General features: G+C 72.5%; 20 protein-coding genes and 1 pseudogene. 10 read left to right on the top strand and 11 right to left on the bottom strand.

From position 1 onward, the window contains the following. The first annotated feature begins 216 nt into the window (after positions 1 to 216). The 4 genes from ACFRAR_RS14420 to ACFRAR_RS14405 all read left to right on the top strand — a co-directional run bounded on the left by ACFRAR_RS14420 (position 217) and on the right by ACFRAR_RS14405 (position 5,596). Positions 217 to 1,500: an amidohydrolase family protein gene (locus tag ACFRAR_RS14420; RefSeq protein ID WP_380698310.1), complete on the top strand. Its 1,284-nt coding sequence runs from the start codon at positions 217 to 219 to the stop codon at positions 1,498 to 1,500. A gap of 334 nt (positions 1,501 to 1,834) precedes the next feature. Beyond that, a complete protein-coding gene (locus ACFRAR_RS14415; protein ID WP_380698308.1) occupies positions 1,835 to 3,271 on the top strand; it encodes an MFS transporter in 1,437 nt (478 codons plus the stop codon). Further along, positions 3,268 to 4,944: a glycoside hydrolase family 13 protein gene (locus tag ACFRAR_RS14410; RefSeq protein ID WP_380698306.1), complete on the top strand. Its 1,677-nt coding sequence runs from the start codon at positions 3,268 to 3,270 to the stop codon at positions 4,942 to 4,944. Before ACFRAR_RS14415 ends, ACFRAR_RS14410 begins: the two co-directional genes overlap by 4 nt. A gap of 103 nt (positions 4,945 to 5,047) precedes the next feature. Beyond that, positions 5,048 to 5,596, top strand: coding sequence for a TetR/AcrR family transcriptional regulator (locus tag ACFRAR_RS14405; RefSeq protein ID WP_380698304.1), 549 nt, complete (start codon positions 5,048 to 5,050; stop codon positions 5,594 to 5,596). Positions 5,597 to 5,740: 144 nt separating this feature from the next. Here the strand turns inward: ACFRAR_RS14405 and ACFRAR_RS14400 are convergent. Further along, positions 5,741 to 5,980, bottom strand: a pseudogene (locus tag ACFRAR_RS14400) (alpha/beta fold hydrolase); the annotation flags it as partial. Between the two features lie 26 nt (positions 5,981 to 6,006). Here ACFRAR_RS14400 and ACFRAR_RS14395 point away from each other — a divergent pair. Further along, on the top strand, positions 6,007 to 6,900 hold the full coding sequence (locus tag ACFRAR_RS14395; protein WP_380698337.1) for a helix-turn-helix domain-containing protein: 894 nt from the start codon (positions 6,007 to 6,009) through the stop codon (positions 6,898 to 6,900). A 440-nt stretch (positions 6,901 to 7,340) separates the two neighbouring features. On the opposite strand, the gene ACFRAR_RS14390 is transcribed toward ACFRAR_RS14395, so the two are convergent. The 6 genes from ACFRAR_RS14390 to ACFRAR_RS14365 form a co-directional block, all read right to left on the bottom strand. Then, positions 7,341 to 7,850 (bottom strand): hypothetical protein, encoded by a 510-nt coding sequence (locus ACFRAR_RS14390; protein ID WP_380698302.1) that lies wholly within the window; start codon positions 7,848 to 7,850, stop codon positions 7,341 to 7,343. Positions 7,851 to 7,950: 100 nt separating this feature from the next. Beyond that, positions 7,951 to 8,511, bottom strand: a complete 561-nt coding sequence (locus tag ACFRAR_RS14385; RefSeq protein ID WP_380698300.1) for a CGNR zinc finger domain-containing protein — start codon at positions 8,509 to 8,511, stop codon at positions 7,951 to 7,953. Positions 8,512 to 8,570: 59 nt separating this feature from the next. Further along, entirely contained in the window at positions 8,571 to 9,392 is an 822-nt protein-coding gene (locus ACFRAR_RS14380; RefSeq protein WP_380698298.1) for an ATP-binding cassette domain-containing protein, read from the bottom strand. 126 nt (positions 9,393 to 9,518) lie between these two features. Then, positions 9,519 to 11,153, bottom strand: coding sequence for a ribosomal protection-like ABC-F family protein (abc-f, locus tag ACFRAR_RS14375; RefSeq protein WP_380698296.1), 1,635 nt, complete (start codon positions 11,151 to 11,153; stop codon positions 9,519 to 9,521). A 457-nt stretch (positions 11,154 to 11,610) separates the two neighbouring features. After that, a complete protein-coding gene (locus ACFRAR_RS14370; RefSeq protein WP_380698294.1) occupies positions 11,611 to 12,039 on the bottom strand; it encodes a hypothetical protein in 429 nt (142 codons plus the stop codon). Positions 12,040 to 12,255: 216 nt separating this feature from the next. After that, the gene (locus tag ACFRAR_RS14365) at positions 12,256 to 12,612 is read right to left on the bottom strand and encodes a hypothetical protein (RefSeq protein ID WP_380698292.1); all 357 of its coding nucleotides are present in this window, start codon (positions 12,610 to 12,612) and stop codon (positions 12,256 to 12,258) included. A gap of 265 nt (positions 12,613 to 12,877) precedes the next feature. On the opposite strand from ACFRAR_RS14365, the gene ACFRAR_RS14360 reads away from it, so the two are divergent. The 3 genes from ACFRAR_RS14360 (at position 12,878) to ACFRAR_RS14350 (ending at position 16,914) form a co-directional block, all read left to right on the top strand. Continuing rightward, the gene (locus ACFRAR_RS14360) at positions 12,878 to 13,072 is read left to right on the top strand and encodes a hypothetical protein (RefSeq protein WP_380698290.1); all 195 of its coding nucleotides are present in this window, start codon (positions 12,878 to 12,880) and stop codon (positions 13,070 to 13,072) included. A 119-nt stretch (positions 13,073 to 13,191) separates the two neighbouring features. After that, positions 13,192 to 15,879, top strand: coding sequence for a hypothetical protein (locus ACFRAR_RS14355; RefSeq protein WP_380698288.1), 2,688 nt, complete (start codon positions 13,192 to 13,194; stop codon positions 15,877 to 15,879). Between the two features lie 48 nt (positions 15,880 to 15,927). Then, complete coding sequence (locus ACFRAR_RS14350; protein WP_380698286.1) at positions 15,928 to 16,914, top strand: Gfo/Idh/MocA family protein; 987 nt, start codon at positions 15,928 to 15,930, stop codon at positions 16,912 to 16,914. Here ACFRAR_RS14350 and ACFRAR_RS14345 read toward each other — a convergent pair. Then, the gene (locus ACFRAR_RS14345; protein WP_380698284.1) at positions 16,907 to 17,107 is read right to left on the bottom strand and encodes a DUF397 domain-containing protein; all 201 of its coding nucleotides are present in this window, start codon (positions 17,105 to 17,107) and stop codon (positions 16,907 to 16,909) included. The two genes, ACFRAR_RS14350 and ACFRAR_RS14345, sit on opposite strands and share 8 nt — an antisense overlap. After that, on the bottom strand, positions 17,104 to 17,952 hold the full coding sequence (locus tag ACFRAR_RS14340; RefSeq protein ID WP_380698282.1) for a helix-turn-helix domain-containing protein: 849 nt from the start codon (positions 17,950 to 17,952) through the stop codon (positions 17,104 to 17,106). The genes ACFRAR_RS14345 and ACFRAR_RS14340 overlap by 4 nt, the downstream gene beginning before the upstream one ends. Before the next feature lie 282 nt (positions 17,953 to 18,234). Between ACFRAR_RS14340 and ACFRAR_RS14335 the strand changes: the two genes are divergently transcribed. Together ACFRAR_RS14335 and ACFRAR_RS14330 are read left to right on the top strand one after the other, a co-directional pair. Beyond that, positions 18,235 to 18,429: a hypothetical protein gene (locus ACFRAR_RS14335; RefSeq protein ID WP_380698280.1), complete on the top strand. Its 195-nt coding sequence runs from the start codon at positions 18,235 to 18,237 to the stop codon at positions 18,427 to 18,429. 387 nt (positions 18,430 to 18,816) lie between these two features. Further along, positions 18,817 to 20,085, top strand: a complete 1,269-nt coding sequence (locus tag ACFRAR_RS14330) for an MFS transporter (protein ID WP_380698278.1) — start codon at positions 18,817 to 18,819, stop codon at positions 20,083 to 20,085. 293 nt (positions 20,086 to 20,378) lie between these two features. On the opposite strand, the gene ACFRAR_RS14325 is transcribed toward ACFRAR_RS14330, so the two are convergent. Together ACFRAR_RS14325 and ACFRAR_RS14320 are read right to left on the bottom strand one after the other, a co-directional pair. Further along, positions 20,379 to 20,738 (bottom strand): hypothetical protein, encoded by a 360-nt coding sequence (locus ACFRAR_RS14325; RefSeq protein WP_380698276.1) that lies wholly within the window; start codon positions 20,736 to 20,738, stop codon positions 20,379 to 20,381. A gap of 67 nt (positions 20,739 to 20,805) precedes the next feature. After that, positions 20,806 to 22,080, bottom strand: coding sequence for an MFS transporter (locus tag ACFRAR_RS14320; protein ID WP_380698274.1), 1,275 nt, complete (start codon positions 22,078 to 22,080; stop codon positions 20,806 to 20,808). Between the last annotated feature and the right edge of the window lie 109 nt (positions 22,081 to 22,189).

Below are 22,189 nucleotides of genomic sequence, written 5' to 3'. Positions count from 1 at the left end.
CCGGAATTGGAGAATTCGCTCCGGACAATGCTCATCTGATTCCCTCCGGCGAAACGACGGTCGCGATGCGCGTCAAATAGTGGTGCACCGCACTGGAGCGGAGCTATAGCCGCACTAACCGCACTCCGGGCCTTGCGTTTCCGGCGAATTCGAGTGTTAGCTTCGGGGAAGGCTTTCGACGATTACTCGGGAGGCATCACCGTGGAATCCCTGCTGTTGCAAAACGGGTTGGTCATCGACACCGAACCGGAGCCTGTCGCGCACGCCGGGTGGGACGTGCTGGTGGAGGACGGCCGGATCGCCGCGGTCGGCCGGAACCTGTCGGCGCCGGCCGACGCCACCGTGATCGACGCCACCGACCGGATCGTGCTGCCCGGCTTCGTGGACACCCACCGCCACGTCTGGCAGGCCGTGCTGCGCTCGATCGCGGTCGACGTGGACCTGCCCGAGTACTTCCGGCTGGTGCGCCAGGAGCTCGGCCCGCGCTTCCGCCCGCAGGACGTGCGGATCGCCAACCTGCTGGGCGCCCTGGAGTGCCTGGACTCGGGTGTCACCACCGTCCAGGACTTCGCCTACGCCCGCGCCGACCGGGTCCGCAGCGACGGCTTCGTGCCGGGCTTCGACCTGGAGTACGCCGAGGCGGCCCTGGACGGCCTGCGCGCGGTCGGTGTCCGCGCCGTGTTCGCCTACCTGCTGACCCCGCAGCACCAGGGCGAGGTACGGCAGGCGCACAAGCTGTTCCGCCCGGGCGAGGGCCTCCTGAGCATGGCGGCGGCCTCGCTCGGCCCGTCCAACCAGAAGCCGGACGCGGTGATCGCCGACTGGCGGCTGGCGGACGAGCTGGGCCTGCCGATCGTCACCCACGTCGCCGCCGGACCGGTCAACGAGCGCCCGATCGAGTTGCTCCGCGACCACGGCCTGCTGCGCCCCAACACCGTCTACGTGCACGGCAATTCGCTGGCCGATGATGAGCTGTCGATGGTCGCGGACTCGGGCGGCGCATTCGCCATCACGCCGGCGGTGGAGGCCCGGCTCGGCCACGGCGGCCCGCTGATCGGCCGGCTGCGCGCGGCCGGAGTGACCACCGGCCTGGGCGTGGACGTGGTGACCACGGTCGGCGGCGACTTCTTCTCGGTGATCCGGGCCGGCCTGCTGACCGGCTACCTCGCCCCGGGCCCGCACCTGACGCCGGGCGACCTGCTGAGGATGGCCACGCTCGACGGTGCCCGAACCCTGGGTCTGGACGACCAGGTCGGTTCACTGAAGGTCGGCAAGCAGGCAGACCTGCTGCTGCTGCGCGCCGACGACGTGAACCTGGTGGGCGCGCACGACCCGATCGGTGCGGTGGTCTCCTCCGCGCACCCGGGCAACGTGGACACCGTGCTGGTGGCGGGCCGGATCGTGAAGCAGCACGGCCGACTGCTGCACCACGACCTGGCGGCGGTGCGTGCCGAGGCGCGCGCGGCCTCGGAGTTCATCACCTCGGGCGCGGCGGGCTGAGCCGACACCGCCCCGCCTCGGCCGGCGGCCGCCCCCTCCGGGGCGGTCGCCGGCTTCGGTGTGTGCGGGCGACGCTGCGGCGGACGGGCCTGGCGGGATGGGCGATGAGGTCCGCCGCCACCGGGGCTCCGCCCGGAATGCCAGGCCGGCGTGGGACGAACCTTGATGTACGACCGTACACATCAATGGTGTACGGTCGTACATGACCTCGGCGCGGACGGCCGCCGACGGCGACTCCGCGCACCGCCCGCGAAGCGGTGCGCATACGCAACGCATGCCTTTCCTCTCCTCAGCGACGAGGTGCTCTTCCGGAGCCCCGAAGGGACCGTTTGTGATGTCAAGAATCGGCGGCTCGACGACAGGCCGTGTCCCATTTCCGGAGAAAGTCGCCTACTCGACCGGCGACCTCGCGTTCAACCTCGTGTATGTCGCCACGGGCACCTACCTCATGTTCTTCTACACCGAGGTCGTCGGAATTCCGGCAGCTACCGTCGGCACGATGTTCCTGGTGGCCCGCCTGCTTGACGGAGTCTGGGACCTCGCCGTCGGCGTCCTGATGGAGAAGCTCACCTCGCGGTTCGGAAAGGCCCGGCCGTGGCTGCTCTTCCTTGCCGTTCCTTATGGTGCGAGTGCGGCACTTCTGTTCTCGGCGCCGGACCTCGGCGAGACCGGGAAAATAGTCTACGCATTCGCGACCTACATGCTCTCCGGTGTCGTCATCTATACCGCGATGAACATTCCCTACGGAGCTCTCAGCGCTCTGATGACCGAAGACTCCGGGGAACGCGGCCTGTTGAGCACGTTCCGCATGGTCGGCGCTTATGTGGGGACACTCATCGTCGCCGCGCTCACCATGCCACTCGTCGACGCGTTCGGCGGCGGCGCCGGCGCGTGGACGCTGACGTTCTCCCTGTACGGCGGACTCGCCGTCGTCCTCTTCTTCATCGTGTTCGTGTTCTGCAAGGAGCGCATCGGTTCGCATCGCGCGCCGGACGGGGCCGGTTCGTCCGACGCTGCCACCCCCGCCGTGGCGGCGGGCCGTCCGTTCACGACCCGTGAGGGTCTCGCGTCGCTGCTGCGCAACAAGTACTGGCTCCAGCTCACACTCCTCGGGATCCTGCTGCTGTCGGCGTACGGCCTTGTCGGGGTCTACCCGTACTACGCCCAGTACGCGCTCGGTGACGAGAGCCTCGCGACGATGCTCTTCACGTTCCGCACGATCGTCGAGTTCGCCGGTGTGTTCCTTGCCATCCCCCTGGTGAGGCGGATCGGCAAGCGCAACATCTCGCTGCTCGGATGTGCGGCGATGGTCGTGGGGCAACTGGTCATCGCGGTGTCCCCCACGTCGCTTCCGGTCGTCCTCACCGGCCTCTCGATCGGCGGCGTCGGTGTGGGAAGCATGTTCGCGGTTCTGTTCGGCATGGTCGCCGACACGATCGAGTACGAAGAGTGGCGCAGCGGTATTCGCGCCGAGGGGCTCGTCTTCGCGGGCGCGACCATCGGGCAGAAGATCGGCGGCGCTCTCGGCGGTGTCGCCATCGGCTGGATGCTCGGATTCGGCGGCTTCCGGGAGGGCGGTGGCGCTACCCAGCCGGCATCCGCCCTCGGTGCGATCGACTTCGTCTTCATCTGGCTGCCCCTGATCTTCGCCATGGCGATGGGCGCCGTCCTGGCCTTCTACCACCTCGACAAGGAGCACCCGCAGATCCTCGCGGACCTGCGCAAGCGCCGTGCCGAGTCCGTTTCTCTCGCTCCGGAGGGCGCGGCATGAGCCCGCGAAAGCACCACGCGACACCCGAATCCGCCGTCGAACACGTACATGACGCCTTCGGCACCGCGGAATGGTGGCGCACCGCGGTGATCTACCAGGTGTACCCGCGCTCGTTCGCCGACTCGGACGGCGACGGGAACGGCGACCTCGGCGGCATCAGGAACCGCCTCGCCTACCTGCACGACCTCGGTGTCGACGCGATCTGGATCTCCCCCTTCTATCCTTCTCCACAAGCGGACGGCGGCTACGATGTCGCCGACCACCGCGACGTCGATCCGATGTACGGAACGCTCGCCGATGCCGACGACCTGATCGCGGCCGCGCACGCGCTCGGTATCCGGGTGATCATCGACATCGTGCCCAACCACACGAGCGACGAGCACCCCTGGTTCCAGGCGGCACTCGCAGCCGGTCCGGGTTCTCCCGAGCGTGCCCGGTACTGGTTCGTCGACTCTCCCGGGGTGCCGAACAACTGGCCCAGCGAGTTCGGCGGACCGGCGTGGACGCAGGTGGCGGACGGGCAGTGGTACCTGCATCTCTTCGACCGGAAGCAGCCCGATCTCAACTGGGAGAACCCCGAAGTCCGGGAGATGTTCGCGGGGACACTGAGGTTCTGGCTGGACCGGGGCGTCGACGGTTTCCGGATCGACGTCGCCCACCACCTGGTCAAGGCGCCGGGCCTTTCGGATGTCGATGCCGACTGGGACGCGTACAACAGGGGCGCGCTCCCCACCAACGCCGTGCCGTTCGCCGATCAGGACGGCGTCCACGACATCTACCGGCAGTGGCGGGCGCTCCTCGACAGCTACCCCGGGGAGCGGGCGATGGTCGCGGAGGCCTGGGTGACGCCCCACGACCGGCTCGCCCGGTACGTGCGAGCGGACGAGTTCCAGCAAGCGTTCAACTTCGACTACATGCGCGCGACCTGGGATGCCGATGCCCTGCGGGCGCAGATCAGGACCACGCTGCGGAACGCGGACTCCGTCGGCGCGCCGGCGACCTGGGTGCTCTCGAATCACGACGTCATCCGTCACGCGACCCGGCTCGTGCGGGCCGACCCGACGATGGCACCGTGGATCCTCGAGGCCACCGAGCCCCGGCCGGACACCGGACTCGGGCTGCGCAGGGCGCGGGCGGCGACGGCGCTCATGCTCGCTCTCCCCGGCAGCTCGTACCTGTATCAAGGCGAGGAACTCGGCCTTCGAGAGGTGATCGAGCTTCCTGCCAAGGCCCGCACGGACCCCGACTTCCTCCGCGGGGGCGGGCACCGCCTCGGCCGTGACGGGTGCCGGGTGCCGATCCCCTGGACGAAGGACGCCCCGGCGTTCGGCTTCAACGACACCGGCGCCTCATGGCTCCCGCAGCCCGCCGACTTCGGGGACTACGCCGTGGACCGGCAACGCGGCCGCGACGGCTCCACCCTGGAGCTCTACCGGAGCCTGCTCGCCGTACGGCGGCAGCGACAGCTGGGGAACGGGTCGCTCGCGCTTGTCGACCTCCGACCGGACGTCGTGGCACTGGACGTCACCAACGATCGGGGAACCACCCGGATCGTGCTCAACCTCGGCTCCGCGCCCTGGCCGATTCCCGCGAGCGCGCGAGTACTCGTGGCGAGCACGGACGGCGTGACGGACCTCCTTCCCACCGACTGCGCCGTCTGGCTGACGGACTAGACCAGCGGGTGGCCGCCCGACAGGACGGCCACCCACCGTGTCGGCTCGCGTACGATCGTCCCCGTACACGCGCAGCCCATACGCAGTCCGGAGGCAGAACCGAATGGCCAGGCAAGTCGACGCGGGACGTCGGGACCGCATCATTGACGCCGCCGTCGACTGCATCGCGGAACAGGGCGTGGCGGGTACGTCCCACCGAGTGGTCGCCAAGCGCACCGGAGTCCCGCTCGGCTCGATGACGTATCACTTCTCCGGCATCGACGAACTCCTCTACGAGGCGTTCCACCGCTTCACCCAGCGGATCCGCGACATCGTCCAGAAGAGGTTCCAGCACACCGAAGACCCCGTCGACGCCATCGACGCGGTGATCTCGCTCATCTACGACGACTTCGGCGTGGACCAGAGCATCTACCACCTCACGTACGAGCTGTACGCCATCGCCTCTCACCGCGCCGAATTCCGTCCGCTGGTCCACGAGATGATCGACGCCGGATTCACCGCACTCCGGGCGCACTTCGACGAGGAAACAGCCCGCGCGATCAACACGTACATCGAGGGCGCGTCCACGCACCTCACCCTGGACACGCGCCCGCAGACGGTCGATCAGATGCGCCACGCCCTCCGGCGACTGGCCGGACTCGACGCCCTCTGAGCCCAGGCAGCTCCTTGTCCAGGTCGGGGCTCCGCCGTCAGGTGGTGAGGCCGCCGAGTTCGGTGGTCCAGTCGATCCGGGTGCTCTCGGTGCCCCGGGGGCACGGTGTGCGCGGGGCGGGAAGGGGAAGGGCGGCCGTCCGGGTCACTTGGCGAGGAAGGCCAGCAGGGCGGCGTTGACCTCCTCGGCGTGGGTCCAGAGCAGGCCGTGCGGGGCGCCCTCGATCTCGACGTAGTCGGCGGCGGGCAGCGCCTTGTGGAACGGACGCGCGGTGTTCTCGACGGGCAGGGTGCGGTCGCCGGTGCCGTGCAGGATCAGGGCCGGCACGTCGATCCGGGCGACGTCGGCGCGGAAGTCCGTGTACCAGGTGGTCGGCGCGGCCGCTCACCGGGGGGCCGTTCGACGGGCTCCTGGAGTCCCGCCGGGTCGGATGCGTACGGATCTCCACGCTGGAGGCGGACGCGGCCCGGCTCTCCCGCACGGCGGAGCTGATCGCGGGGGAGGCGCGGTGCGAGCCGCAGGTCGGGGTCGTCGTCCAGGTGTCGGGCCGGGCCGTCCTGAAGCAGGACGGGCGCCGGGCGGAGGTGCCGCCGGGCGGCCTGGTGCTGTACGACACCGAGCGCCCGTACACCGTGGACTACCCCGAGCGGTTCCGCACCCACCTGTTCCACGTGCCGAGCCGGCTGTTGAGCGTGACGGAACGCGACCTGCGGGACGCGTCGGCGACGGCCGTCGGCCCCGCGGACGGGTGCGGGCCGGTGCTGCTGGCGTTCCTCGGGGGCCTCGCCACCTCCGCGCACTCCTACCCGGCCCCGGTCGGCGACCGGCTGGCCGGCAGCGTCGCGGACCTGTTCGGCGCGCTCGTCGCCGAGCTGGCGCCGGCCCGGGCGGTGGAGGAGCCGGGCGCGAACGCGCACCTGGTCCGCCGGGTGCGCGAGTACATCGGGCGCCACCTGAGCGACCCGGAACTGTCGCCCGAGCGGATCGCCCGCGCCCACCGCATCTCGGTGCGCTACCTGCACCGGCTCTTCGAGGGTGAGGGGGTGACGGTGAGCCGCCTGGTCCAGCGGCTCCGCCTGGACGCCTGCGCGCGAGAGCTGGCCCGGCGGGGCGGGTTCGGCCCCACGGTGTCGGCCGTCGGGCAGCGGTGGGGCTTCGTCAACCCGGCGCACTTCAGCCGCACCTTCCGTGCCGCGTACGGCGTCTCGCCGCGCGAATGGCGCTCACTTCCGCAGGATGAGGTCGTCATGGCCGGAGCAGGTTCCGGCGGGGCGTCACTTCGATACATTACGTCACCGGCTTGACTGGTGATACAGGAGATTGCCATCATGGCGTCACCGCTTCAACCGGTGATGCAAGTAGGGGCTTCTGTGCGCATCGCCGGTTGGGGCGGTGACATCCACTCGATCCCCCTCGAACGGCGGGTCCCGTGCGGACCGCCCCCGTCCGCACGGGACCCGCTCACCGTCCCGCCGACACACCCGCGCAGCACCGACCGGAGGGCGACGGCAGGACGTGTCTTCCGCGAAACACACGTATCTACGGGTGGCCGGGCGGCACCGTCACCCCTGTGACCGGTGCCCGGCCGTCTCCGGAGGGCGGTTCCGGGGCGCGGCGGCCTCACCGGAGCGCCCGTGGCCGGACGGCGCGCAGCTGTGGAACCGGTCCGAGACCGTCCTCCTGCTGGGGTTCGGCCCGGGGCCCTCGTCCTTCCTGTGAGCGCGGGGCCGGGAGGCCGACGGGATCAGCCGGCCCGGCCCGGGTCGGTCGAGCCCGGCCGGACCAGGGTGTACCTGACCGAGCGCCGCTGCTTGTGGCGCCGGACGACGCCCTTGACGACGAGGGATTCCAGGGTGTTCCGGACGACCTGGGGCGTCGGGTTGCGCTTCGGGTGCGCCGCCATCAGCTCGTCGCGCAACTCCTTGGCCGGGCACGGCTCGTGATGCCCGCCCAGCAGTTCCGCGAGCAGGTCGCCGAGCAACGGCCGGGGCGAAGTCCCCTTCGCACCGGCCTTCTTCGTGCGCGTCGCCGGGGCGGGTGCCTCGTCCCGCCGCCGCTCGGCAGGAGGTGACTGGTCGCCGGGGCCCTCGTAGCGCTCGGCGAGGCTCAGGATGTCGGCCAGGAGGGCTTCCTCCTGCTTCAGCATCCGGAGCTCCTCCGCCAACTCCCGCTGTCGCTGGTGGTTCTTCTCCAGGTCGGACGCGGCTTGTTCCACGTACCGGGACCGGAGCGTGGAGGCTGGATGGCGGGTCACAACCGGTCACTCCCTAGGCATGGGTGGTGTTGCATGGTACCCATGCCGGGGCTCGCGCGCCGACGGGTTCGACCCCGAAGGGCCCGCCGGACGGTGGCCGTCAGGCGCTCGCGGCGGACGGGGCCTTCTTCCGGGCCCGGTAGGCGGCCGCCTTGATCTTGTTGCCGCAGGAGTCCATGCCGCACCACTGGCGGCGCATGCCCCGGGAGCGGTCGATGTAGACCCGGGTGCACTCCGGGTTGCCGCACTCCTTCATCAGGGGGACGTCCGGGCCGCTGAGGAGGACGACCGCCTGGCGCGCGACGGTCGCCAGTGCCTGCCCGGGCGTCGCCTCGTTGTGCCGTCCGGTCATGGTGAGCTGCGGTGTCACGGGAGTCCGGCGCGCGGCGCCGTTGAGGACGGCCAGCGCCTGGCGGTCGAACGGCTCGCCCAGCCGGCGGTCGGTGACCAGCCGGTAGACGGCCTCGCGGACGGTCTTCGCCTCCGCCACGTCCTGCTCGCCACCGGGCGTGATCGTGTCCACCAGGCCGCAGTCCAGGTACCAGGCGTTCAGCCTCTCCGGCGTCACGAACATCTCGAACCGGACCGTGCGCCGGGCACGGAGAGTGGCCGCGAAGTCGAGCGCCGGGTGCCCGCAGACGAAGACATGGTCAAGGTTCACAGTCACCATCCTGGCAGGTGACTGCGAACGGGTGCAATAACGCGGGGCTCGGACGGGTCCTACAGCGGCAGCTCCCGGCCCTGCCGGCGGCGGCGCAGCCAGCGGTCGTGGCTCGCGAGGACGATCGCGCCGGGACCGGAGCCGAGGGCCTCCTCCAGTTCGTCGCACAGGCGGGGGGAGAGGTGGTTGGTGGGCTCGTCGAGCAGCAGCAGTTCGGGCGGGTCGGCGACCAGCAGGGCGAGGGCGAGCCGTCGGCGCTGCCCGACGGAGAGCCGTCCGACCGGCTTGTCCAGGTCCGCCGGGTGCAGCAGGCCGAGCGAGCCCAGCGGCACCCGCTCGGCCCTGGCCGGGCCGAGCGCGCGTGCGTAGGTGTCGTGGACGGTGCGGTCGGGCCGGTCGAACACGGTGTCCTGGGTGAGCAGCCCGACCCTCAGCCGGGGGCGCCGGCGCACCGTGCCCCCGGCGTCCCGGGACTCCCGGTGCCGGGCCTGCTCCAGCCGTTCGGCGTAGGCGGCCAGGAGCTCCGGGTGGCCGGGGGCGGACTCCGGGACGCGGGCGATCTCCGCGCCGAGCCGGTCGAGTTCGGCGAGGTCCGCGCGGGCCTCGCGCAGCGCGTCGGCCAGGACCGCGGCGATGGTCGCCTCGGCCTCGAAGGGCATCTCCTGGTGCAGGAAACCGAGGTCCTCGGGGCGTGAGACGCTTCCGGCGTCGGGTTCGTCCACGTCGGCGAGCACCCGCAGCAGGGTGGACTTGCCGACGCCGTTCTCCCCGATCAGGCCGATCCGGCGGCCGGGGGAGGCGGTCAGGGAGACGCCGTCGAGGACGCGCCGGCCGCCGAGGTGGCGGACGAGGTCATGGGCGAGCAGGGCGGGCTGGGGCACGGGGGGACCTTTCGGCGCGAGGGGTGGCGGGGCGCGCCGCCGAGCCGCCGCGGGCGGGGTTCGGCGACGCGCCCGGGCCCGCCGGGCACGGAGCCTCGGGCGCGGGCCGGTTCGCACGGCGGCTGGTCACACCGCGGGAGCCGCGCTCTCCTTCAGCGTGCCGTCGGCCAGCCGGAGCCGGCGGTTCACGCCGATCTCGGCGAGGAACCGCTCGTCGTGACTGACCACCAGGAAGGCGCCCTGGTAGGAGTTCAGGGCGCTCTCCAGCTGCCCCGCACTGACCACGTCGAGGTTGTTGGTCGGCTCGTCGAGCAGCAGCAGGTGCGGGGCCGGCTCCGCGCACAGCACGCAGGCCAGGGTGGCGCGCAGCCGCTCGCCGCCGGAGAGGACGCCGACCGGCAGGTGGGCCCGGGCGCCGCGGAACAGGAAGCGGGCGAGCAGGTTCATCCGTTCCGTCTCGGGCCGCTCGGGGGCGAACGCGGCGAAGTTCTCCGCCACGGTGCGGTCGAGGTCGAGCAGGTCCAGGCGCTGCGAGAGGTAGGCGATCCGGCCGTCGTTGCGGGTGATCTCCCCGCTGTCGAGGGCGAGTTCGCCGGTGATCAGGCGCAGCAGGGTGCTCTTCCCGGCGCCGTTGGGCCCGGTGAGTGCGATCCGCTCGGGGCCGCGGACGCTCAGGTCGACGCCGCCGTCGGCGAACACCGGCCGGCCGGCGTGGCTCACCTGGAGGCCTTCGCCGAGGAAGAGGTTGCGCCCGGCGGGCACCTGGGTGTCGGGCAGCTCCAGGGTGAGGCGCTGTTCCTCGCGCAGGGCGCGCCCGGCCTCGTCCAGCCGGGCCTTGGCCTCGCTGACCCGGGCGGCGTGCATTTGGCCGGCCCGGCCCGCGGACTCCTGGGCGCCGCGCTTCATGTTCCCGGCGAAGATGCGGGGCAGGCCGGCGTTCTTCAGGTTGCGGGCGGCGTTGCTCTGGCGGCGGTCGGCGCGCTCGCGGGCCTGCTGCATCTCCCGCTTCTCCCGCTTCAGCTCCTGCTCGGCGTTGCGGACGTTCTTCTCGGCGACCTCCTGCTCGGCTCGGACGGCCTCCTCGTAGGCGCTGAAGCTGCCGCCGTAGAAGCGGAGTTCGTCGTTGCCGAGCTCGGCGATGTGCTGCATCCGGTCGAGGAGCGCGCGGTCGTGGCTGACCAGCAGCAGGCAGCCGTTGAAGTCCTCCAGCACGTCGTAGAGCTTGTGCCGGGCCCGTGCGTCCAGGTTGTTGGTGGGCTCGTCGAGCAGCAGGACGTCGGGGCGCTTGAGCAGTTGGGCGGCGAGGCCGAGGGAGACGATCTGGCCGCCGCTGAGCGTGCTCAGGTCGCGGTCCAGGGTGAGGTCGGTCAGGCCGAGGCGGTCGAGCTGGGCGCGGGTGCGCTCCTCGATGTCCCAGTCGTCGCCGATGGCGGTGAAGTGCCGCTCGTCGACGTCGCCGGACTCCACGGCGTCGATGGCGCGGATGACCTCGGCGATGTCGAGCACCTCGGCGACGGTGAGGTCGGAGGTCAGCGGGAGGCTCTGACGGAGGTGGCCGAGCCGGCCGGTGACCGTCACCGAGCCGGTGGCGGGCTTGAGTTCGCCTGAGATGAGCTTGAGCAGGGTGCTCTTGCCGGAGCCGTTGGGGGCGACCAGTCCGGTCCGGCCGGCGGGCACGGTGAAGGACAGGTCGTGGAAGACCGGGGTGTCGTCGGGCCAGGCGAAGGAGACGTTGGAGCAGACGACGGCGGCGTCGGACATGGAAGTGACCTCGAAGGGGTGAGGGCAGGAAGAGACCTCTGCCCTGGGCAGACATGGGGAACGTGGGTACGACAAAACGGACCACTTCGGCGGCGGCGCTGCTGGAGCACCGGCCGGTGGCCGTCAGATCCGGATCTCACCCGGAGATGTCGTCGTCACCCGCCACGTCTGTCACTCCTCGATCACACGACTACAGATGGCGGCCACTGTAGCAGGCCGTTCGTGGGCGGCAACTTTCTTTTCGTGCGCTCTCGTTCGCCCCGCCCCGGTCGCCCGTCTCGTTGACAGGCCGGTCGGGTCGCGCCAGCGTCGTCACCAGGTGAACCGGTGACGATATGGAATGGCTTCACCGTGTTGCGGCGGAGGGAGGTCCCGGCAGCGACGGAGGGGGGCCGGCAACGGCGAAGGGGCCGACAGTCGGAGCTGTCGGCCCCTGGGGGGCCGCCTCCCGCGGAGGTCACTTGGCCTGGAGCGGTCCCGCGAACGACTTGCGCAGGGCCGGCGGAGCGGCGAGCGGGAGCATGGAGGCGAGCATCTTGCCCTTGAGGGTGTCCGGCTGTCGCGTCAGCTGGACGTCGACCCGGGTGCCGCCGTCCTCGGGGGTCATCCGGAAGACCCAGCCGCCGCCGGGGCCGAAGAGCTTGGAGTCCAGGGTGGTGATGGTGACGGTGTCGCCGCCCGGTTCCCAGTCGTAGCGGGCGCGCTCCCAGGCGGCGGCGGTGCCCTCGGTGACCTCGGCCCAGGTGTCGCCCTGGGCGTGGACCTCGAAGTGGTCGGCGTCGATCGTCGGCCAGGTCTCGGCGCGGGCCGGGCCGAAGTCGGTCAGCACCGCCAGCGCGTCCGCCGGGGTGAGGGTGGAGGCGAGATGGAAGCGTACGACTGCCATGGTGGGTGTCCTCATCGGAAGTGACTGTTCTGGCCGGTGACGACAGATTTCCATGAGCCTTCGTCACCTGTCAAGGCGGTGACGGTGCAGGACCGATGGGCGAGACATGTGTCGCGTCATGCCGATGCCCGGCACCGCCGTGGGGGCGGTGCCGGGCATCGGGGAGCGGTCGACCTGCTCGGCCGGGCGGGGTGTTCGCCGGGTCGGGTCGCCTCGTTACGCCGGGACGACCCGGTAGCTCAGGGCCGCGAACGGGATGTCGGACTGGGCCAGCGAGCCGGTGGCCCACCCGCCGCCGGTGCAGCCGGCGCCGGGGTAGAGCACCACGGACGCGGAGCCGCTGGCGACCTGCGCCGACCGGGCGGCCGTCGACAGCGTGTGGCAGGTGCCGAGCTCGCCGAGGTTGACGGTGGTCGCCGCGCCCTGCCCGTTGGCGGCCGAGTAGAGCCGCGCGCCCGGCTGCAGCGGAGGCCAGCCGGCGGCGCCGGCCGCCCCGGCGCCGAGGCCGATCAGCGTCGCGGCCAGGGCGGCGGTCGTGGCTGCGCGGCGGATGTTCGCCTTGGGTGTGAACATGCAACTCACCCTCTCGTGAGTGACGGAACTGCCGGACGTGTCGGAGCGGGACCCGGCGGGCGGGCCCTGCCGCGAGAAGACCATTGCACGTTCAACAATGTGCCCGGGAGTGCAGAATCGGCCAAACACATGTGAGAGCCGGTGCGGGTGTGTCTCTGCCGTTTTCGTCACCCTCTTGACTGGTGACGGTGGCGGGCTGCACCCTGAAGACCGTCCCCGGCGGCCGCCGAGGCGCCGTCCGACATCGGCGATCCGGAGAGTGGTCATGAACGAGCAGCCCGCGGCCGACCGCGCCGCCGAGGCCCGCCACGCCCGGTACGGCACGCTCCCCGAGCGCATCCGCTTCGAGGACATGACCGAGGAGGCGCCGTCCGGCCCGGGCGGCGCCGCCGACGCCTCGTACGACCCCGAGAGTGCCTGGAACTTCTACAACTGCCTCGCCGTCGACCTGGGACCTTAGGTCCCCCCGCACCGGAGACTCCTTGTGGGACCTCGCGGTCACCTGACAAGATCTCAGGTCGCGTACCCGGCCCGATGCCGACGTGGCAGCCGCGGGGCGCCGCGGAGGAGGAGGCGCAAATGGCACGGGTGAACCTGCGGGCGGCGTTCATGAGCGGACTGGCGTCCAGCGTCACGGCGCAACAGGTCTTCACCAACCGGGTCGACGAAGTCGCCGCCTTCGAGCGGTCGGTGGAGAGCCTGGCCCGGACGCTGGACGAGGCCGAGGTGTCGCCGGTCATGGACCGGGCACAGGGGCGCCGCAACGTCCTGACGCTCTACGGCGTCGGCGGTATCGGCAAGTCGACGCTCTCCCAGGAGCTGGAGCGCCGACTGCTCGCCGACGCGGCGGCCGGGGGGCGCGACGACGTCGTGACCGTCCGGGTCGACCTCGCCGAGGACGGTGCGTGCGACATCGAGAGCCTGCTGCTGCGGCTGCGGGCCGGCCTCGGGCAGTTGGGCAGCCGGTGGCAGGGCTTCGACCTGGCGCTCGCCTCCTACTGGGCCCGGGCGCACCCCGGCGAAGCCCTCCAGGACTTCCTCGACGCCTCGCCCGCCCTGCGCCGGGCCTCCCGGAGCATCGGCCTCGGCGACCAGATCACCCAGACCGTGCAGGAGGTCGACCCGGCCGGCCTCGGCGGCCTGGCCGGACTGGCGCACCGCGCGGCCCTCGCCACCTACCGCGCCGTCCGGGACCGGGTCCGCGAGGGGCGCCTGCTCGCCGACTGCGAGCTGTTCGCCGAACTCGTCGAGGCCGACGCCGACTACGAGACGCTCTCCTACTTCCCGTACCTGCTGGCCTGGGACCTGGACCGGCTGCCGCCCCGGGGCCGGCCGGCCCGCCGGCCCACGGTGTGCGTGTTCCTCGACACCTTCGAGGTGGTCAACGGCCACGCCGACCGCACGGTGGAGCGCCTGGTCCAGCGGTGCGCGTACCTGATGCCGAACGTGCTGTTCGTGATCACCGGCCGCAACCGGGTCGACTGGGCCGACGCGGGCACGGGCAGCGAGCTGGACTTCACCGGCCCGCAGTGCTGGCCCAACCTGCATTACCGCAACGACACCGTCGAACCGCGCCAGCACCTCGTGGGCTACCTCTCGGACTCCGACGCCGACAGCTACCTCAGGGAGGCGCTCACCCGGGACGGCGAGCCCGCCATGCCCGCCGAGGTCCGCCGGCGCATCATCGAGGGCGGCCAGGGGCTGCCCCTGTACCTGGACCTCTCGGTGTCGCACTTCGCCGCACTCCTCGCCCGCGGCGGACAGCCCTCCCCGGCCGACTTCGGCGGTTCGTTCACCGCGGTGGCCACCCGGTCGATCCGCGACCTGCCCCGGGAGGAGCGCGACCTGGTCCGCACCGCGGCGCTCACCGACTGGGTCGGCGCGGACCTGCTGCGGGCCGGACAGCCGGGCGCCTCCTACGGCAGCGTGGCCCGCTTCCTGCGGCGTCCCTTCCTGACCCGCGACGACGCCTGCGCCATGCCGTACGCCCTGCACGCGGCGCTGCGCCACGCCATCGGCGAGGCGGACCGGACGCTCCCGGACGGCTGGTCCGAGCGCGACCGCGAGGAGGTCGCGGCCCGGCTGCTCGGCTGGCTGGGGCGGCGCATCGGGCCGTCCGACGGGCGGGTCACCATCGCCCAGGTCCTGGAGTCCGGCCTCAAGCTCTCGGCGGCGCACGGGGTCTTCGAGGACTGGATGGCCCGGGCCACCCAGCGCCTCGTCGACGCGGGGCAGTGGACGGACCTGGGCGCCGGGCTCGCCGCCGAACGCACCGGGTTCGCCCCCGACCGCGCCGACCGCGCCGGGCTCGCCGCCGAACGCACCGGGACGCCCGAGTACCAGGCGGTGCGCGCCGCCATCAGGGGCGTCCAGCTGCGGCGCACCGGCCGTGCCGCGGAGGCCGTCGAGCTGCTCGGCGCCGCCGCGGAGGGCGTCCGCCGGGGCAGCGCGACGGCGCAGCTGCTGCGCATCCACCTCGCCCACGCGCTGCGCAACCACGGCGACTACACCGAGGCCGCGGAGATCTACCGCACCCTGGTGGGCGGCGAGTTCGACACGGCGGCCCGGTACTGGCTCTGCGACTTCGACTACCTCAACGGGCGGTTCGGCACGGCGCTGGGCTCGCTCCGGGAACAGCGCAGCCACGGGCCGGAGGACGAGGGCGAACGGCTGCGGCTGATCGGCCACATCTGGCGGGTGAACGCCCGCTTCGAGGAGGCGTCCGTCGTGTACACCGAGGCGATCGAGCTGGCCCGGCGGGAGGACCTCGCGGCCGCGGAGGCGAAGGCGCTGGCCAACCTGGCGCAGACCGCCTGCTGGGCCGGTGACACGACGGCGGTCGCGGACGCGGCGGCGCGGGCCAGGGACCTGCTCGACCTGGTGCCCAACCCGGTCGAACTGGTCAAGATCCGCTCGGCCGAGGCGGTCGCGCACGCGGTGGCCGGGGACGCCGCGGCCGCCGTGGCGGCGGTCGGGGGAACCCGGCGGCTCGCGGACGGCATCGGCTACCGAGGGGGCCACAACCTGGCCGACGTGGCCCGGATCCTGATCGACGTCCTCGGTGACGACCGGGACGGCGCCCGCCGCACCCGGGCCGAGCTCGACGCGCGGACCCGCCGGTCGGGCGGCAACACCTACTGGGTCCCGATCGTGACCAGCTGGATCGAGGGCGTCCCGAAGGCCGCGGAGCACGACCTCCGGGTCGACTGGGTCGACGGGCCGGCCGAGTCGCTGGGCCGGTGGGCGGCGGTGGCTGCGCGAGGATGAGACGTGGGCCCCGGCGGGCGGGGCCGCAGCGGACGAGGGGAAGAACCCATGGCCCAGCAGGAGCACGCCGACCCGGTACGGGTGGGACTGGTGGGGATCGGCATCATCGCCGAGACCCATCTCGCCGTCCTCGCCGAACGGCCGGATGTGGAACTGGAGTTCACCGTCGACCCCGGGCCGGTCGGGCCGGTCGACTTCCGGGGCGCGAGGCCGCCGCACCACCGCGACCTCGGCGGGGCGCTCGACCGGCACCAGCCGGACCTGCTGGTCCTCGCCACCCCGACGGAGACGCACGCCGAGCTGTTGGCCGAGGCGCTGCTCCGCTCCACGGCCCGGGTGCTGGTGGAGAAGCCGCTCGTCCACGACCTCGCCTCCCTCGCCGCGCTGCGCGAGCTGGAGGGGAAGGCCGACGTGGCGGAACGCGTTTTCACCGCGCACCACTTCGCGTTCTCCCCGGAGGTCGACTGGGCGGCGGAGCTGATCGCCGCGCACCCGGAGTGGGGGCCGGTCACGACCGTCACCTCGGCCTTCTACGACCCGTACGTCCTGCGCGGCGAGGCGGCCTTCGCCTCGTACGTCTCCAGCTGGACGGACTCGGGGGTGAACCAACTCAGCATGCTCACCCGCTTCGTGGACCTCGTCGGCCTCACGTCCGTCCGGCAGGCGGACGGGGGCGCGAGCGCGTGGTGCGCGGTGGAGTTCCGCTCCCGCGGTGAGGTGGGTACGGCCCGGCTGCGCAGCAGCTGGCTGACCGGCTCCAGCAGCAAGGAGAGCAGCCTGGCCTTCGGGCGCTCCGGGGTGGAGGTCTGGATCGACCACACCGCGATGACCGGATTCGCCGCCAGGGAGGGCGAGTTGCTGGCGGCCTTCGGCAACGACGGCAGGACCGGGCGGAAGGTCGCCCACTACCGGCCGCTCTACGCCAGCCTCCTGTCCGGCCGGCCCGATCCGGTGCTCGGCTTCGACACCGCGGCGATGGTCACCGCGATCCACGGTGCGGTGCCCGGGGCGCCGGGGGGTGCGGCCGTCAGATGACCCCGAAGTCGAACTCCCCGGCGGCGACGGCCCGGACGAAGGCGGCGTGGGCCTCGCGGCCGACGGCCAGGACCGGGCCGGAGCGGTCCTTGGAGTCGCGGAGGTAGCAGGTCGGACCGTCGGGGGCGGCGACTTCGACGCAGTTGTCGTCCCCGGCGCTGTAGCTGGACGTGGTGAAGGTCGGCTGGGTCACTTGATCCGGTCTCTCTGTGCGGTGATGAAGGCGAGCGAGGAGTCGACCGACATGGCCTCGGCGGTGATCTCCTGGAACTTCGCCCGGTAGAGCTCGACGTCGGACGGGTCCTCGACCCACAGGCTGCTCAGCAGGCCCTCGACCAGGACGACGTCGAGGTCCGTCCGCTGCGGGAAGCCCATCATCGCGAACGCGCCGGTCATCCCCGGGTGGACGGCCGCGCCGACGGGCATGACCTGGATGTCGATGTTGGGCAGGCTGCTGAGCGTCAGCAGTCGCTCCAGCTGCGGGACCATGATCTCGGGGCGGTCGGCGTTGGCGCGCAGGGCCGCCTCGTGGATGACGGCCCGTACCTGGACCGGGTTCGGGCGGGTCAGGATGGACTGGCGGGCCATCCGGACCTGGACCAGGTCCTCGACCGATCCGCCGGACCGGATGCGCAGCCGGCCGATGACGATGCGCGCGTACTCGGGGGTCTGGAACAGGCCCGGGACGAAGGCGGGTTCGTACGTCCGGTAGGTGGCGGCGTCGGCCTCCAGGAGGATCAGGTCGGTCGCGGTGGAGTTGATGACGTCGCGGTAGCTCAGCCACCAGCCGCGCTTGGCGCCGTCCTTGGTGATGGCGATCAGGCCGGCCCGGTAGTCCTCGTCGTCGCATCCGTAGAAGTCGAGAAGTCTGTTGACGTCCTCGACCTTGGCCGCGGTGTGGGCGGTCTCGATCCGGGTGAGCTTGGCCTGGCTCATCCCCGTCGCTTCGGCCACCACTTCTGCGGTGAGCTTCCGTTCCTCACGGAGCTTCCGCAGCACGCCACCGAGCCTCCGCCGGCGAACGGTCGAGACTGCCATCGTGCCCCCTCCTGAACTATCAGTCGACCAGTGTGCCTGCGCGGCGGTCGGCCGCGCCACCGACAACTGCCCGCTGGGGAGGCCGAATTCAGGTTCGATTTGCAAATATGCGAGACATGGGGAGCGAGTTGCGCTGCGCGGCGCGAAGACTGCATGCTGAGCGTAGCGGGACGTGTGCAACGAGTAGGCGGCGACCTGTGAACTCGCCGCCATTCGGAGTGCGTCTGTCGATTTGCGGCGAGGAGCGAACCACTCCATCCCCACGACCAGACCCGAGGCCCCGTGCGACTCCTGATCGACCTCGTCCTTCCGCTCCTGCTGCTCCTCGCCATCGCCGTCGTCGGCCTCGGCGCGGTCGCCGTCCTGCGGATGCCCCACCGTCCGGACGCCATCACGGCCGCCGCCCCCGAGGGGGGCCGTGACCTCCGGCCGCCCGGCCGGACCCGCCCGACGGCGGGGGTGCGCGCAGGTAATTGAACATCCGGCTCGCCGACCCGGTGATCCGCTGCACCGTCACCTCGGCGGTCGCCTGGATCCTGACGACGGCGACGACCGCGGAGGCGGGCGGCCCGGTGGTGGCGGACGTGCCGCGGTTCCTGGCGAACTGCCCGTCCGGGCTCCGGCCCCTGGTGCGTCGCCTCCGCGCCCGCGCGGCGGCCTCGTGGCCGGCGGGCGGCGCCGGGGGTGCGCGAGAAGTCGGGCCGGCCGACTTCTCGCGCGGGGGCCGGCGGCGTGCCCTACGATGGCCGCGTGTTCCTCTCTCGTGACTAGGGCCCCAGACGGCGACCGCACCCCGGTGGTGCGGTCCTTCGGCGTCCCGGTACACCGGCGCGCGGCGCGCGCCAACCCCAGAGGAACAACTCCATGTCTTCGTCCTACGTGACGGTCCTGCGCACCCCCGGCGCGGTCCGGCTCTTCGGTGCGGCCCTGATCGGCCGCCTCTCCTACGGCATCGTCCCGCTCTCACTCGTGCTCGCCGTCACCGGCACGACCGGCTCGTACGCCCGGGCGGGCTGGCTGATGGCCCTGTTCGCCACCTCCAACGTGCTGCTCTCGCCCGTACGGGCCGGGCTGGTCGACCGCCACGGCCCGCGCCGGGTGCTGCCGCCGATGGCGGCCGGGTACGCGCTGGTCCTGCTCGGCCTCGCCGCCGCCACCTGGCGACCGGGCGTGCCCTACCCCGCCCTGCTCGCCCTCGCGGTGGCGGCCGGCGTACTCGCACCGCCCCTCGGGCCGGTCACCCGGGCGCAGTGGAGCGCCCTGCTGCCGGACCCCGGCCTGCGCCGACGCGCCTACAGTCTGGACACCGTCGCCGAGGAACTCCTCTACGTCACCGGCCCGTTGCTGGCCGGCCTGATCGTGGCGGCGACGGCGCGCCCGGCGCTCGGCCTGGTGGTCGGGGCCGTTCTCGTCCTCGGCGGCACCCTCGCCCTGGCCGCCTCGGTCCACACCGGACCGGCCCCCACGGACGCCGACTCCACCTCCACCGACGACCGCGCGCGACCCTGGCACCTGCTGGCCCGGACCCGCCAGCCGCTCGCCGCCGCCGCGGCGGCCGGTGCCGGACTCGGCGCGTTCGGCCTGCTGGCGGTGGCCTTCGCCCAGCGGCACGGCCAGACCGCCGACGTCGCCTGGGTGGAGGCGACACTGGCGGCCGGGAGCGCGATCGGCGGTCTGGCTTTCGGCGCCCTCGACTGGCGGGCCTCGGCGCGGGCCCGGCTCGCCGTCCTCACCACCGCCTTCGCCGGTGCGCTGGCCCTGACCGCCCTCGCGCCGAGTCTGCCGCTGCTGGCGGCCTTCGCCGCCCTGACCGGCCTGACGGTGGCGCCGACCCTCACCACCGCCTACCTGCTCACCGACGAACTCGCCGGACCCGGCCGGCGCACCCGGGCCGGCGCCTGGGTCAACGCCTGCTTCAACGGGGGCGGTTCGGCCGGGACGGCGTTGGCCGGGCTGCTCGCGGACCGGTTCCCGCTGCCGCTCTGCCTCGTCCTGGCGGCCACCCCGGCCCTGGCCGCCCTCGCCGCCGCGCGCGGCCGGGCGGCGGCTGCCCCGGGTGGTGGGCCGTCCGAGGAACTGTCCGCCGGGGCGGGTGCCGGGGCGGGAGCCGGGGTGGCCGAGTCCCAGAGGTAGGGGAGGGGGCGGCAGCCGGGTGGTGTCGTGGGCCCTCGCCGCGGTGCGGGGGCCCGGCGAGCCAGGTCGACGCGCGCTTCCGTGCGGGCGGTTCGGTCGTTCGCCGGCCGATCCCTGGTGCCGCCCTGGCCTCACCCCGGCCGCACCCTGGCCGTGACTCCGGTCCGGGGGCCTTCGACGTCGTGCGGCCCCTGCCAAGTCGGCAGCCGCGTCGGGCAGTTGTCCGCCCCGAAGGCCGCCCGCAGGTGCGCCCGCAGGTGCGGCCGTGCCCTCGGCCCTCACCCGCGCGGGAGTCAGGAGAGTCGGTCCGGGGGCGGGAGCCGGGTGATCGGCTCGTCGGCCCAGGTATAGACCTCCAGGCCGGACAGGTAGCCGTCCTGGGCGAAGACCAGGACGCCGCCGACCGGTTCGCCGTCGGCGTCGTGCATCGACGCCGTGGCGGCGGGATCGGGGGTGACGGGTGCGGCCGGTGCCGCCGCCCGGTCGAGGCCGAGGTCGAGGCTGGCGCAGGGGCACTGGCAGTGGCCGGTGACGCGCGGGTGGGGGAGCTGCGCGAGCAGGGCGCGGTGTGTCGGGTCGTCGTCCTGGAGGAGGGCCTCCAGGGGCCGGACGGCCTCCCTGGGCAGCGGACCGCCGGTCGTGCTGGTGTCCATGGCCTGACCTGATCATCCGACCGGGCGGCGGGTCAAAACCGGATCCGGGTCGCCGCCCGAGCCTGGGCTACTCGCCCTCGGTGTCGGCGGCGGCCGGTGCGGCGGCCGCCTCCATCGCGGCCATCCGCGGCAGCAGGAACAGCACCGCGACCAGCAGGACCAGCAGCAGCCCGCCGCCGACGAACAGCGGGGTGCGGATGCTGCTGACGGACGCGATCCAGCCGCCGAGGGCGGCGCCGGACATGATGCCGATCCGGGTGAGCAGCATGTAGCAGCTGTTGACCCGGCCGAGCAGCTCCTTCGGTACGGCCTGCTGGCGCAACGAGATGGCCTGGATGTTCCAGGTGACGATTCCGAACCCCGTCACGACGTACAGCGCGGCCACCTGGGCCACCGAGTCGGACAGTCCGGTCAGGATCAGCGAGGAGCCCATCAGCAGGAAGGAGAGGGCGATCCGGGTGCCCCGGCCGAGCAGACGGCTGAGCCGGCCGGCCATGGTGCTGGCGACGGTGCCGCCGATCGAACCGGCGGCGAGCACGATGCCGTAGGAGGCGGCCGGGGCGTCGATGACCCTGGTGACCATCAGGACCATCATGGTGGTGCCCATGAAGCAGGCCAGCGCGCCCAGGGTGGAGAGCACGGCGAGCATGCGGACCTCGCGGTGGCGGATCAGCCAGTTGACGCCCTCGCGGATCTCGGTGAGCACCGGGCGGCGGCCGGCCTGGCCGCGGGGGGCGGTGGAGCGGCCGGTGGCGGCGACCAGGACGGCGGCGAGCGCGAAGGAGATGCCGTCCACCGTGAACGGGAGGACGGCGGCCACGGCGAACAGTGCCGAGCCGAGCAGCGGGCCGATCAGGTTGCCGCCGACCAGCATGTTGGCCTGCATCCGGCCGTTGGCGGCGTCGAGTTGGCCGGGCCGGACCAGCTCCGGGATGGCCGAGGTGGCGGCGTTGGAGAAGACCGTCTCGCCGCAGCCGAGCAGGAAGGCCAGGGCGGCGAGCGCGGCCAGCGGCGGGGAGTCCAGGTAGACCCAGCAGGCGAAGCCCAGGACGATGACGGCGCGCCCGGCGTCGATCGTCCACATCAGCCGCCGCCGGTCGGTCCGGTCGGCGAGCACCCCGGCGTGCAGCGACATCAGCAGGAAGGGCAGTGACGCGGCGACGGAGACCACGGAGACCGCGCTGGGGGACTCGGAGACCGCCACCGCCAGCAGCGGCAGGGCGGAGTCCCGCATGCCGTCGCCGACGAAGGAAATCGCTGACGCGGACCACAGCAGGTTGAACTTCCGGCCCAGCTGGGGACGGGTTTTGGGTGGCTTCGCGGCCAGCTCGGCTGAGGTCACCGACGCAGTATGTCATGTCCGCGGAGGGTGGCCCGGGCCGTTTCCCAACTGTCCGTGGTGTCCCGAACTGCCCGTGTCGGCAAGGGTATCCGGATCATCCGGTATCGCC

The organism is Kitasatospora sp. NPDC056651, assembly GCF_042792155.1.
In the GTDB taxonomy this organism is placed as follows: domain Bacteria; phylum Actinomycetota; class Actinomycetes; order Streptomycetales; family Streptomycetaceae; genus Kitasatospora.
The sequence above is the reverse complement of the archived record's forward strand: the minus strand, read 5'-3'. Positions and strand labels throughout refer to the sequence as shown.